The organism is Marinicrinis sediminis (assembly GCF_042685085.1).
Lineage (GTDB): Bacteria > Bacillota > Bacilli > Paenibacillales > KCTC-33676 > Marinicrinis > Marinicrinis sediminis.
In genome coordinates, this window is record NZ_JBHUMM010000043.1 from 388,028 (window position 1) to 400,688 (window position 12,661).

10 protein-coding genes are annotated in these 12,661 nt (G+C 51.6%); 8 read left to right on the forward strand and 2 right to left on the reverse strand.

What is annotated here, in order from left to right; genetic code table 11:
* Positions 1 to 18: 18 nt before the first annotated feature.
* Positions 19 to 600 (reverse strand): beta-class carbonic anhydrase, encoded by a 582-nt coding sequence (locus tag ACFSUC_RS15645; RefSeq protein ID WP_379930560.1) that lies wholly within the window; start codon positions 598 to 600, stop codon positions 19 to 21.
* Between the two features lie 33 nt (positions 601 to 633).
* Entirely contained in the window at positions 634 to 954 is a 321-nt protein-coding gene (locus tag ACFSUC_RS15650; RefSeq protein ID WP_379930561.1) for an iron-sulfur cluster biosynthesis family protein, read from the reverse strand.
* Between the two features lie 272 nt (positions 955 to 1,226).
* On the opposite strand from ACFSUC_RS15650, the gene ACFSUC_RS15655 reads away from it, so the two are divergent.
* The 8 genes from ACFSUC_RS15655 to miaA all read left to right on the forward strand — a co-directional run bounded on the left by ACFSUC_RS15655 (position 1,227) and on the right by miaA (position 12,623).
* Complete coding sequence (locus tag ACFSUC_RS15655; protein WP_379930562.1) at positions 1,227 to 2,771, forward strand: carboxypeptidase M32; 1,545 nt, start codon at positions 1,227 to 1,229, stop codon at positions 2,769 to 2,771.
* A gap of 63 nt (positions 2,772 to 2,834) precedes the next feature.
* Complete coding sequence (locus ACFSUC_RS15660) at positions 2,835 to 3,794, forward strand: aromatic acid exporter family protein (protein WP_379930563.1); 960 nt, start codon at positions 2,835 to 2,837, stop codon at positions 3,792 to 3,794.
* Between the two features lie 104 nt (positions 3,795 to 3,898).
* The gene (gene cotE, locus ACFSUC_RS15665) at positions 3,899 to 4,468 is read left to right on the forward strand and encodes an outer spore coat protein CotE (protein ID WP_379930564.1); all 570 of its coding nucleotides are present in this window, start codon (positions 3,899 to 3,901) and stop codon (positions 4,466 to 4,468) included.
* A gap of 111 nt (positions 4,469 to 4,579) precedes the next feature.
* A complete protein-coding gene (locus tag ACFSUC_RS15670; protein WP_379930565.1) occupies positions 4,580 to 6,079 on the forward strand; it encodes a putative amidoligase domain-containing protein in 1,500 nt (499 codons plus the stop codon).
* 44 nt (positions 6,080 to 6,123) lie between these two features.
* Complete coding sequence (mutS, locus tag ACFSUC_RS15675) at positions 6,124 to 8,847, forward strand: DNA mismatch repair protein MutS (RefSeq protein WP_379930566.1); 2,724 nt, start codon at positions 6,124 to 6,126, stop codon at positions 8,845 to 8,847.
* Between the two features lie 14 nt (positions 8,848 to 8,861).
* Positions 8,862 to 10,847: a DNA mismatch repair endonuclease MutL gene (mutL, locus tag ACFSUC_RS15680; RefSeq protein WP_379930983.1), complete on the forward strand. Its 1,986-nt coding sequence runs from the start codon at positions 8,862 to 8,864 to the stop codon at positions 10,845 to 10,847.
* A 28-nt stretch (positions 10,848 to 10,875) separates the two neighbouring features.
* Positions 10,876 to 11,649 carry a class I SAM-dependent methyltransferase gene (locus ACFSUC_RS15685; RefSeq protein WP_379930567.1) on the forward strand — a complete coding sequence of 258 codons (774 nt, stop codon included), beginning with the start codon at positions 10,876 to 10,878 and terminating at the stop codon, positions 11,647 to 11,649.
* A complete protein-coding gene (gene miaA, locus ACFSUC_RS15690; RefSeq protein ID WP_379930568.1) occupies positions 11,646 to 12,623 on the forward strand; it encodes a tRNA (adenosine(37)-N6)-dimethylallyltransferase MiaA in 978 nt (325 codons plus the stop codon). Before ACFSUC_RS15685 ends, miaA begins: the two co-directional genes overlap by 4 nt.
* Positions 12,624 to 12,661 lie beyond the last annotated feature (38 nt).

The following is a 12,661-nucleotide window of genomic DNA, read 5'->3' on the forward strand; positions in this document are numbered from 1 at the left end:
GAAACTCGTAGTGGAAGATTAGCCTTCCTTCGAAGACAAGTATTCATATCCGTCTGTCACCAGATCGAGCTTACCTGTTACGGGATCGATGATCAAGCCATGTACCGGCGTGTTTTTCGGCAGCAGCGGATGGTTGCGGATAATGCGGACACTGTTCTCAACCCCGGACTGGACGTTGTCGAAGCCAGTCAGCCAGCGATTCAGATCAATGCCGGCATTGCGCAAGGTATCGATCGCTTCCTCATGAATGCCAGATTCTGTAATCTGTTCAATCAGATCCTCGGAATTCAGACCGGTCATCCCGCATTCGTGGTGACCGACCACACAAACTTCCTTGGCGTTCAGTTTGTACAGCGCGACGATAATACTGCGCATAATATTGCCAAATGGCTGGGTGACGATTGCGCCCGCGTTTTTAATGATTTTCGCGTCGCCGTTCCGCAGATTCATCGCTTTTGGCAACAGTTCGACAAGCCGGGTATCCATGCAGGTGAGGAGCACCATTTTTTTGTCCGGGAATTTGGAGGTGACGAACTGCTCGTACTCCTTGTTTTGAACAAATGATTCATTGTGATCCAGAATGTTGTGAATTAAACTCATCAGGTACACCCCTTCATTGTAATTGGTTTGTGCTTACTTCGTGATTAACCGCAATTGATTATGGTAAATCTGCTGCGGACTGCTGAGAATGAAGCTTCGTTTGGCTTTCTGGTAATCCAGCTTCATATGAGCATCGAAAAACACCTCGTGGCGCTTCTCGTAAACCACCTTGCATCCATTGCTGTCAGCCTGTACATCGTCTGGCTTCGGTTCGGATATCATCCAGAGCTGGGCGACGCCACTGACGGCACATCCGCATCCTTCTGCATCATAGACCAGCTTCAGAACGGGCGACGAGGTACCAGCTTCGGCTGTGACCTGCTGCAAAGCCTCTTCAGTCATGGTGATGTGCATGTTGTTCACGTCCTTTCGATAAGGCTGGGCCTTTCAGCTTTCTGTGTGAATGATGCCATTGACAAAAAGCTGGGGTCATGTTAACAAACCCTACACTGTTTTTGATTTTATCACAAAGCATACAAGACATGCACCATAATTTCGTCTGTTTTTGTCCAGGCTGGTCGATTCTGTGATCGATGCAGCTTTGTTTCTGCATACAGTTGTGATAGAACTATAGGAGAGACCTGTTATCTCATGAAATAGAAGAGAACCAATAGGAGGCCATGACCATGAATGAAAAGATCGAATCCAACATGACCGAATCCGCGCCATCTTTGCGTGAGAGATTTCGCCAATATGTACATAAAATGAAGAGCTACGAGGAAACGGTTGGGGTTCTGTATTATGACTTGCGCACCCAGGCGCCCAAAGAAGCCGTAGAAGGCCGTGCAGAGGTGATAGGCACACTGTCAACCGAATTGTTCAAGCTGTCCACTTCTGAGGAACTGGGACAGTATCTGTCCGAACTGTCTGAACCGGAACTGTGGCAGCAGCTTGATGAAGTGGATCGCAAGCTGGTGGAAGAGCTGAAGAAGGAATATGACCGCAGCAAGAAGATTCCGGCAGAGATGTATCAGGAATATGTCACCCTGACCTCCAAGGCAGAATCGGTGTGGGAAGAAGCGAAGGAAGCGTCAGACTTTGCACGCTTTCAGCCGTACCTGGAGAAGATCGTCGCGTTCAACCAGCGCTTTGTGGAACTGTGGGGCTATGAAGGCCATCCGTACAACACGTTGCTGGACACGTATGAGCCTGGACTCACGGTAGATCAGCTGGACGAGGTATTTGGAGTGGTCAGAGAACGGGCGGTTCCGCTCGTGGCAGAGATCGCCAGACAGCATCAGCCACAACGGGATTTTCTCTATAGTGGTTTTGACGAAGAGCAGCAGAAAGCGTTCAGTACGTATATATTGAAGGAAATCGGCTTTTCGTTCCGTGCCGGGAGACTGGATGCGAGTGCCCATCCTTTTGCCATTGGACTCAATCTCGGTGATGTGCGGATCACGACAAAATATTTGCCAAATGATATCACGTTCTCGCTGTTCTCCTCCATTCACGAAGGAGGGCATGCGCTCTATGAACAGAATATTTCCAGCAAGCTTGCAGGCACTCCACTCTGTACAGGTACGTCTATGGCCATTCATGAATCACAGTCCCGATATTGGGAAAACAAGGTGGGGCGCTCCTTATCGTTTTGGAAAAAGCATTACGGGAAGCTGCAGGAGATGTTTCCGGATGCATTCGGCTCGGTTTCGCTGGAGACATTCTACAAGGCGATTAACGTCGTAGAGCCTTCCCTCATTCGGATCGAGGCGGATGAACTGACCTATAACCTCCATATCATGATTCGTTATGAGCTGGAGAAAGCGCTCATTGGCGGAGAGTTGGAAGTAAAGGACCTACCGCAGGCCTGGAATGCCAAGTATGAAGAGTACCTGGGCATTACCCCGCCGAATGATGCAAAGGGTGTACTGCAGGATGTTCACTGGTCCGGTGGTTCATTTGGCTATTTCCCGTCGTATTCACTGGGCAACATGTATGCAGCGCAGCTCATGCATACGATGAAACAGCAGATTCCGGATTATGAAGCGCATATTGAAGCAGGCGAACTGCATGTGCTGAAGGACTGGCTGACCGCTCACATTTATCAGCATGGGAAGCTGCTGACGCCGGGCGAGCTGATTGAACGCATCACTGGCCAGTCGCTTGATCCTGCCTATCTCGTAGATTATCTCGATGAGAAGTATCGCCAAGTCTATTCGTTGGAATCATGAGCAGACAGCGGCAAGCAAGCCATAACAGGTAGACAACAATGGAAGTTTGTGGGGTGAGGGGTTATGGGGATACGCATCTTGAAAACTGCCATCGCGGCAGTGGTGGCCGTCTACATCGCAAACGCCTTCTCGCTGCAGTTTGCCATGTCCGCTGCACTGCTCGCGATTCTGGGTGTGGATGTGACGAAAAGACGAAGCTTGTGGAATGTGTTTCAGCGTTTTACGGCATCTGTACTGGGGCTCTTGGTCGGCTGTCTGATCTTCGCCTGGATCGGGTTCTATACGTGGGTGATCGGGATCTTTATTCTGATCGCCTATCCCGTCCTGTCCAAAGTGCGACTGAAAGACGGTATTGTAACCAGTTCGGTGGTCGTGCTGCACGTATATGATTATGGCGCAGTAGACACCTCGATTTTGCTGAATGAACTGGGCTTGCTCGTAATTGGGCTCGGCAGCGCCACGGTGTTTAATCTCGCGTACATGCCAAAGTCCGATCAGCAGCTTCTCCGAAACCGGGCCTTGCTGGAAGATCAGTTCAGTCTGATCTTTGTTCATATCGCGAACCACCTCGGCAAAAAAGAGTACGTGTGGGATGGCGAGGAACTGATTTTGGCAGCGCAATATTTGCAGGAGGGGGAAGACTGGTCCAAGCGTGCTTTTGAAAATGCGCTCTTCAGAGAAAACCCGGACTGGCAAATTTATTTTCATATGCGCAGACAGCAGCTTGACTCCATTGAACGAATGATGGATATTGTCTCGCAAGTGTATGAAAGCCTGCCGCACGGTGAGCTGGCTGCGCAGGTATTCCTGGAATTAAGTGAGGATGTCAAGCATGAATATTATACAGGACGGGCAGAGAGAGAACTGACGGAGCTGGAACAACAGTTCAAAGGGATGGAGCTTCCGGCCACGCGAGCCGAGTTTGAGGTTCGTTCCGCCATTTTACAGCTGTGCGTAGAATTGAGACATTATTTGTCCTATGCGAAGCGGGAGAAGAAGAAGCGGAGGGAAGCGACCGGGTAAGCCTCGTGCAAGTCGTTGCTGGCGCTGCGAAAATTTTTGTCACTATAGACGAATGTCCTGCATACACATGTATGGAATGACTTGTATGGAGGAGGTTTGGAAGAATGTCGATCACGGATCGCGACTTGCATGTTAGAGAAATCATCACGAAAGCCGTTTGTGGTAAAGGACGAAAATTCTCGCAAGCGACACACACCGTACACCCGCCTCATAAACCGAGCAGCATATTAGGTGCATGGCTGATCAACCATCAATATGAAGCGGTTAAATCCGGTGATTGCATTGAGGTAGTCGGTACTTACGATGTGAACATCTGGTATTCACATGAAGGCAATTCCAAAACAGACGTGGCGAAGGAAACGGTGTCCTATGTAGAAGCGGTTCCATTTAGCTACCTGGACCCGAAGCATCGGGCGGCAACGGAGGAAGTGATGGCCGAGGCTACACAGGAACCAAACTGTGTAGAGGCGACGCTTTCAGCGGACGGATCAGGTGTTGTCATTCGTGTGGAGCGGGAATACAAGGTGGAGATGGTGGCGGAAACGAAAGTATGTGTGGTCACCTGTGACAGTCCGGACGATGACGATGACAAGGATCTGGACTTCTACGGGGGCGACGAAGAGGCGGATTTCGAAGAGCTGGACCCGGATCTGCTGGATGATCTTGACGTATAATCGTACGGACAGCATCGTGTATTCCGAACCCATGCGCATGGGAGGGGGCAAAATGCCTCCTTTTTTTGTCTCGGCCATACTGGGACGAGAGGAAGTCAGGAGGAGCGAGAGATGGGAACGGTATTGTGGGGGACACAGGAAGCTGACATGCGACCGTTGAAGTCACGGCTTGATTTTCCAAGCTGTACAGGGCCCATTCGCCCAAGGGATGCAGAACAGGTGGTCGTGTGCTGGCAGGTGAAGGAATATCGGGGGAGCGGGAAATGGATGCTGAATGTGCCTGCCTATGCCAGACGCCTATCCCAGCCTGGCGAACTCGAAAAATGGATGAAACTCCATCAGCTACCTTATGACGACTCCGGAAAAGCGTTGTATCAGATGGTGGTGTTTCATCAGGAAGTGCTGGCAGTGTTTCGCAGAGAGACCCAGCTTCTGCAAGAACCCGGTCTCCGGCATAAGGGGGACGGGTGGAAGGAAGTAGAATGGGACCCGTCCAGGCCCGCTCTTCGCAAGCTGAGCCGCCTGGCCAAACGGGGACTGTATGCGATCGGTCTGGATTTTGGTACGGTCGGTCTTTCCTGGGACCCGCAGGGAGAGCCGGTAGTGGTTTCCGCTACCTCTGCGCTTTTCTCCCCCTTGACTGCTGGTTATTCTGGTAGTGAACAATTTGAACAAGCAGACAGATGGTGGACGCGTATCGCCGATTGTCTGAATGCCTTTCATCATCATATGGAGGCGGAGTGGACTCGGTGCCACCATCGTCACCCTACTAACACGGAGGATCAACCGGACTGGCAAATGGGTACAGACCTTGAATTTGTCATGTGCGCGCCCAGTGGACGGGTTTTGCTGGCAGAGCGCTGGCTGGGACGAAAGGGAACCGTGGGGAGCGATTGTCTGCGTACGAAGGAAGACAGGCTGATCTTTCCCCTGGCGGAACTGCGTCCTCAGCCTGCGCGAACACCGCGTGAACTGATTCAGCATATCCGCAAAGCCATGCATGAAGCGGCGGTGAAAATGCAGGGAACGGAAGCCGTCTGGTTGGCTGGCGGCATGCCGGTCAAGGGCATTCCCCTGGGCGGACACCTGCATTTCAGCGGCTTTTCGTCCAATCCTTTTTTTGTGAGGGCGTTGGACAATTACCTGACCCTCCCGCTCATGCTGATCGAAGACGACGGTACACGAAAGCGCAGACCGAAATACGGATATCCGGGGGACGTCCGGTTCAAGCGGCATGGTGGATTTGAATATCGGACCCCGCCGAGCTGGATCGTCAGCCCGCGGATTGCCAAGGGCGTGGCTGCACTGGCCGACGTCATTGCAAGACATTACTGGTCGCTGGCCGACCGTCCGCTTGATGATTTTGAGGTCGCGGAGGCTTATTATTCAGGTGACAAACGTATCATCTACCCCGTGGTGCAACAACTGTGGAAGCAACTGGAGTCTACTGCTGCCTATTCGGAGCATGCCTCCTATTTGATACCCTTCAAAAAACAGATTTTCCAGAAGCAGGTCTGGCATGCAGATCGAGATATCCGGAAAGCCTGGCGAATCTTTCCCTTTCAGGCAGAGTCAATTTCCCCATCGAAGGAAGCTGAATCCATGATATAATGAAGGGCAGTAGATCGAATGGATAACGATGATGGGGGATCGATATGGCTCAATATACACCGATGATCCAACAATATTTGGAGATTAAAAACCAGGTGCCGGACGCCTTTTTGTTTTTTCGTCTCGGTGACTTTTATGAAATGTTCTTTGAGGATGCCACCCGTGCAGCGGAAGAACTGGAAATTACGCTTACCGGCCGTGAAGGAGGAACCAAGGAACGCATACCCATGTGCGGGGTTCCCTATCATTCGGCTGAAACGTATCTGGCAAGACTGATTGAAAAAGGCTACAAGGTAGCAATATGCGAGCAGGTCGAGGACCCGGCTCAGGCAAAAGGGGTGGTGAAGCGTGAAATCGTACGCATTGTCACCCCCGGTACGTATGTAGAAAGCAAGCAGATGAGTGAAGCGAGCAACAATTACATGGTGAGCATTACCCGCTGTCAGCACGCATACGGACTGGCGGCCTGTGATGTATCTACCGGTGAGCTGTACAGCACCTGGATGGAAGGGTCGCTCGAGCATGTCCTTGACGAGGCCCAAATCTATCAGCCCGCTGAAATGATTGTGGATGAGGCACTGCTGCACAATGTGCAGAGTCGCATCCGTCACTGGATGAAAAATCCGGTCGTCAACGGCTGGACAGAGAGCGGGCAGGAACGGCATAAACCGGAATTCCTGCAGGAAGAGAGCTGGAACGGCTTGAACGAACCTGGTCAGCGGAGCGTAGCTATGCTGTTAGGATATATTACGCAGACACAGAAGCGTTCACTTCGTCATATCCATGAATTGAGAAGCTATGAAAATGACCAATACATGCACCTCGACCCTTTTACCCGTCGAAATCTGGAGTTAAGTGAAACGGTGCGCGACCGTTCACGCAAGGGAAGTCTGCTGTGGATGCTTGATGAAACGGTAACCGCCATGGGCGGCAGACAGTTGAAACGCTGGCTGGACAAGCCTCTGCTCAATCGGAAGCGGATTGAGGAGCGGCAGGAAGCAGTCTCCCACCTCGTGGATGGATGGATGGTGCGAGAAGATTTGAGGCAGCATTTGAAACGGATATATGACCTGGAGCGGCTGGTCGGGAAGCTGTCATTTGGCTCGGTCAACGCGCGGGATCTTCATGCGTTAAAGGTGTCCTTGCAGCAAATGCCGGCGCTGGTGGAGGTGTGCCAGGCATCCGGTTCCCGGACGCTGCAACGACTGGTTGCTGATCTGGACCTCTGTGAAGAGGTGGCTGTGAGCATTGAGGAGACGATTGTGGAGGAGCCGCCAATAAGTGTCAAGGACGGGGGAATCATTCGTACCGGCTGTGATCCCTACCTGGATCAATTAAAAGAAGCGAGCTCCAATGGCAAACAGTGGATTGCACAGCTTGAGCAGCAAGAGCGCCAGGCGACAGGCATTAAATCGCTGAAAATCGGATTCAACAAAGTGTTCGGCTATTATATTGAAGTCACGAAGGCCAATCTGTCTCATTTGCCGGAAGGTCGTTATGAGCGCAAGCAGACGCTCTCCAACGCCGAACGGTATGTGACACCGGAACTGAAGGAGAAGGAAGCACTGATCCTGGAAGCCGAGGAGAAGATGGTTGATCTGGAATATTCGCTGTTTGTACAGCTGCGGGACAAGCTGGTAACGGCCATTCCGCGACTGCAACTGCTGGCTGAGAAAGTGTGTGAGATGGATGTGTATCAGTCGCTGGCCGTGGTCAGCGCCGCCCACCAATATATCCGGCCTCAGCTGTCTGAAGAGCGCGGTATGGAGATCGTGGAGGGCAGGCATCCCGTCGTCGAAGCGATGATGACAGAAGAGGATTTTATCGCCAACGATACGCATCTGACCCCTTCCGCCCCCGTGATGCTCATTACCGGACCGAATATGGCCGGGAAAAGTACGTATATGCGTCAGGTAGCCATGATCTCGATTATGGCCCAGATGGGCTGCTTTGTTCCGGCTGAAGCCGCCACCCTGTCTGTGGTAGACCGTATATTCACCCGAATTGGAGCGGCGGATGACCTGGTGAGCGGACAGAGCACGTTCATGGTCGAAATGAGAGATATCCAGCTCATGACGGCGAAAGCCACGGCACGCAGTCTCGTCATTATCGATGAGCTGGGCAGGGGCACGTCCACCCATGAGGGAATGGCGATCGCGCAGAGTGTCATTGAATATTTGCATGAGCATATCGGGTGCTGTACACTCGTATCTACGCATTATCATGAGCTGGCCCATCTGGAGGAGACGCTTGCCGGGCTGCGCAACTTTAGCATGGCTGTGAAAGAGAGTGAAGGGGAAGTGACGTTTCTGCGTCGCCTGGTACCAGGGGCAGCCAGCAGCAGTTACGGTATCTACTGTGCCCAAATTGCCGGATTGCCGGGTCAAATTATTGAGCGGGCATATGGCCTGTTGTCCGAGTCCGCGATGGATGCAGCTTCGAATAAAGGGGCTGGCAGCCAGCATGGAAGCGAGCAGCCGATTGAACAGATTTCCCTTTTTGAAGAACCGAAGACTCGTCAGGAACCTGTGCGCAAAGGTAGAGCCGATCGTGGAGCCGCTTCGGACCTGGTGGCGGTAGCTGAGAAGGTCTCTACCGAGACAACAGCAACGAAAAAAGCACAGGAAATGGCGCAACAGCAGCTGGACAGCTATCAAGCCTTGCTGCATGATATTGAACAGGTTGAACTGATGAACATGACTCCGCTTGAAGCGATGCAATGGATACAGACGATGAAAATGAAATGGAAGAAGGAAACGATCCGGTAAGGGAGTGGGATGAGATGGGCATCATTCGAATTTTGGACGATCATATTGCCAACCAGATCGCGGCAGGGGAAGTGGTGGAGCGACCTGCCTCTGTGGTGAAGGAATTGGTGGAAAACGCGATCGATGCCCAGAGCCGCAAGATCGAGGTGTCGATTGAAGAGGGGGGACTCGAATATATTCGAGTCAAGGACAACGGAACAGGCATGGATGCGGATGATTGCGAGAAAGCTTTTCAGCGGCATGCCACTAGCAAAATTGTGCATGGTCGGGATTTGTTTCAGATCCGAACACTTGGATTTCGTGGAGAAGCGCTGCCGAGTATTGCAGCGGTATCCAAGCTGGAACTGGTGACTTCTGACAACAAGGAGGGCCTGGGCCGCAAGTTGGTCATGGAGGGCGGCAAGTTACTCTCGGCAGAAGATACACGTGCAGGTCAAGGAACAGACATGAAGATCAGAGGTCTGTTCTTCAATACGCCGGCTCGGTTGAAATATATGAAGACGGTGCAGACAGAGCTGGGTCATGTAACGGATTATATGTATCGCTTGGCCCTCGCCAAGCCGGATATCTCTTTTGTGTTGCAGCATAATGGAAAAACACTGCTGCAAACGCAGGGAAACGGGGATTTGCTGCAAGTGATTGCCTCGATCTACGGACCTTCTGCAGCCAGGCAGATGCTGAAACTGGAAGGGGATCATCCGGATTACGTGCTGTCGGGCTATACCGCCGTGCCGGAATTCACGCGGGCAAGCCGATCAGCCTTGACTACGATTATCAACGGGCGCTATATCCGCAGTTTCAGTCTCATGCAAGCGATTATGCGTGCGTATCATACGCTTCTGCCTGTTCACCGGTATCCGTTGTCGGTTCTTCACGTTCATATGGACCCATCCCTGATTGATGTCAATGTGCATCCTGCCAAGCTGGAAGTCCGATTCAGCAAGGAACAGGAGCTACTGCGCTTTGTGGAGGAACAGGTCAAGGGCATGCTGCAGGAGCAGGTACTGATTCCAAAACCGATGAAATCGGGTTCTGTCACGACCTATATGCAAAACCAGATTGATTTTGTGCCAGCCCCGGCTCCGCGTGTAGAAGAAGCCGGACCGAAGTCAGAAGAAGACACGGATGCCAAATCAATCGATTCCTTTATTGCTGGCGACGAATTCACAGGGGATGAACGACGAGGGCAGCCAGAAGAAGGGGAAGAGACGCCATCGCGTACCAAAATGGCATCTCGGCTTCCGACTTCCAGTACGCAGACGAGCGGGCAATCCGGCTCTTCGTATGGACAACAACGGCGGAAAGATGAAGGTACGGTAAACCCGGAAGCGGTGAAGAAATGGCTGGATTCTTCTTCTGATTCTTCTACTCCTTCTGCTTCTACCGACGCATCGTCCACTTCATCCGCCTTGCCCAAGTTTTCAAAGCTGTATCCAATCGGACAGGTGAAAGGAACCTATATCCTCGCTCAAAATGAGGAAGGGCTGTATATCATAGATCAGCATGCCGCACATGAGCGAATTCATTATGAATATTATGTGGAACGGTTTGCTTCCCCGCCATCGGGCAGTCAGGAACTGCTGCTGCCGATTACGCTGGAGTTGACAGCGCTGGAAGCGGATGTCGTAGAGCGGCACCTAGCTGAACTGGAACAGATTGGTGTCTATCTGGAATCGTTCGGAAAGCAAACCTACAAAGTCACGGCTTATCCTCACTGGCTTCCGGATGGTGAGCAAAAGGAATGGATTGAGGAAATGATACAGTGGGTCATTGACCAGGATCGAAAGCTGGATATTGGCAAGCTGAGAGAAAAAGCGGCCATTATGTGTTCTTGCAAGGCCTCGATCAAGGCGAATCAAAAGCAGACGTATGCGGAAATGGATGTGCTTCTGGAGCGGTTACGTGCCTGCCGGACGCCTTATACCTGTCCGCATGGACGACCGATTATGGTCAGCTTCTCCAATTATGATCTGGAAAAAATGTTTAAAAGAGTGATGTAATGTTTAGAATGGGCGATGTGATGATCAAATGATGGTAACGACAAGTGAACAACCGACAGCTGGGCAGGTGGAACGGGCAAAACATTTGGCCGACAAGCTCAAGCTGACTTATGCACATCGTGGCAAAATTACGTTGAAGCAATTGAGTGAAAAATGGCAGTGTGACCGGTTTGTACGAGTGGACAGGGAAGGGTATCAGCTCGTTGGGCCCCGACAAGCGCCCTTTTATTTTCATCCCAGTATGGCTTATATACGGGTGCAGCGCATGATGCAGGGCGATTGGAGTGATGGCCTTTGCCGCGCTTCCGAGGCAGAGACAGGTGACCATGTGCTGGACTGTACGATGGGACTGGCATCAGACAGCATTGTGTTTTCCTACCTGACGGGTCAGCAAGGGCGTGTGACTGCCCTGGAGGCGGAGCCGGTTATCCATGCCATTGTCCAGGAAGGTCTGGCTCGGTATACGACCGAAGAGGCCGACATCAATGACGCCATGAGGCGCATTGTCTGCGTGCAGCAGGATCATCAGTCCTATTTGCAGGCTCAACCGGACAACAGCCAGGACATCGTTTATTTTGATCCCATGTTTCGTAAAACGGATGTTGCATCAGCATCCATGTCGCCACTAAGGGATATTGCCGACCATCGGCCTTTGAGTCTGGCGGTCGTGGAGGAAGCACAGCGTGTGGCAAGAAAGTGTGTCGTCATGAAGGAATCGAGATACAGCAAGGAGTTTGAACGGCTGGGATTTCACCGCATCATTCCTTCGGGAAAAACCGCATATGGAGTGATACGATTATGAATACAGTCAGGACAATACAACCATCCAAACCGAAGCTTGTCGTGCTGCTGGGGCCCACTGCGGCAGGGAAGACGAATCTGAGTCTGTCTCTGGCAGAGAAGTTGAACGGCGAGATCATTTCAGGCGATTCCATGCAGGTGTATCGCGGCATGGACATCGGCACCGCCAAAGCGTCCGAAGAGGAACGTTCGCGTGTTCCACACCACCTGATCGATATTCGCAATCCGGATGAGGGGTATTCTGTCTCTGAATTTCAGCAGATGGCCAAGGCGCATATTGCCGATATTCAACAGCGAGGCAAGCTTCCTTTTATTGTTGGGGGAACCGGGCTCTATATCGAATCCGTCTGCTATGAATTTGAATTCAGCGAAGTCGATTCTGATCCCGCCTTTCGAGCACGCATGCAAGAGCTGGCGGACCTTGAAGGACCTGAAGCGCTGCACCAGCAGCTGGAGCGCGTTGATCCGGAGCGTGCGCGCGGCATTCATGCGAATGATACGCGACGTGTCATTCGGGCGCTGGAAATTCAGCATGTGAGCGGAAAAACCGCAACGGAATATTTGCAAGGTCAGAAAAAAGTCTCACCCTACGATCTATGTATCATTGGGTTGACAATGAATAGACAAAAGTTGTATCAGCGCATTGAGTGGCGAATTGATCAGATGCTGGAAGAGGGGCTATTGGAAGAGGTTCGGCAGCTGATTGCACAGGGATATGATCATCCGATGGTATCGATGCAGGCTCTGGGCTACAAAGAGATGATGGCATACCTGAAGGGCGGACTATCCTATGAGCAGGCAGTTGAGCTGTTGAAAAGAGACACAAGACGCTTTGCAAAGCGTCAATTATCCTGGTTCAGACGTATGAAGGACGTCATTTGGCATGATGTGACGGAAGGAAATTTTGAGGAGCATTTACATGAGATTCATGCTATAATAGCAGGAAAGCTGCGTCTGCATGCTGAATATACATAGCAATATGTTTATTCGTCCGGTACAATAGACCATGGATA

Bases quoted from the DNA above. Each gene is read 5' to 3' on its own strand.
- ACFSUC_RS15685 (WP_379930567.1), top strand. From the start codon at position 10,876: ATGATGGTAACGACAAGTGAACAACCGACAGCTGGGCAGGTGGAACGG.
- mutS (WP_379930566.1), top strand. From the start codon at position 6,124: ATGGCTCAATATACACCGATGATCCAACAATATTTGGAGATTAAAAAC.
- ACFSUC_RS15645 (WP_379930560.1), bottom strand. From the start codon at position 600: ATGAGTTTAATTCACAACATTCTGGATCACAATGAATCATTTGTTCAA.
- ACFSUC_RS15650 (WP_379930561.1), bottom strand. From the start codon at position 954: ATGCACATCACCATGACTGAAGAGGCTTTGCAGCAGGTCACAGCCGAA.
- mutL (WP_379930983.1), top strand. From the start codon at position 8,862: ATGGGCATCATTCGAATTTTGGACGATCATATTGCCAACCAGATCGCG.
- ACFSUC_RS15670 (WP_379930565.1), top strand. From the start codon at position 4,580: ATGGGAACGGTATTGTGGGGGACACAGGAAGCTGACATGCGACCGTTG.
- ACFSUC_RS15660 (WP_379930563.1), top strand. From the start codon at position 2,835: ATGGGGATACGCATCTTGAAAACTGCCATCGCGGCAGTGGTGGCCGTC.
- ACFSUC_RS15655 (WP_379930562.1), top strand. From the start codon at position 1,227: ATGAATGAAAAGATCGAATCCAACATGACCGAATCCGCGCCATCTTTG.
- cotE (WP_379930564.1), top strand. From the start codon at position 3,899: ATGTCGATCACGGATCGCGACTTGCATGTTAGAGAAATCATCACGAAA.
- miaA (WP_379930568.1), top strand. From the start codon at position 11,646: ATGAATACAGTCAGGACAATACAACCATCCAAACCGAAGCTTGTCGTG.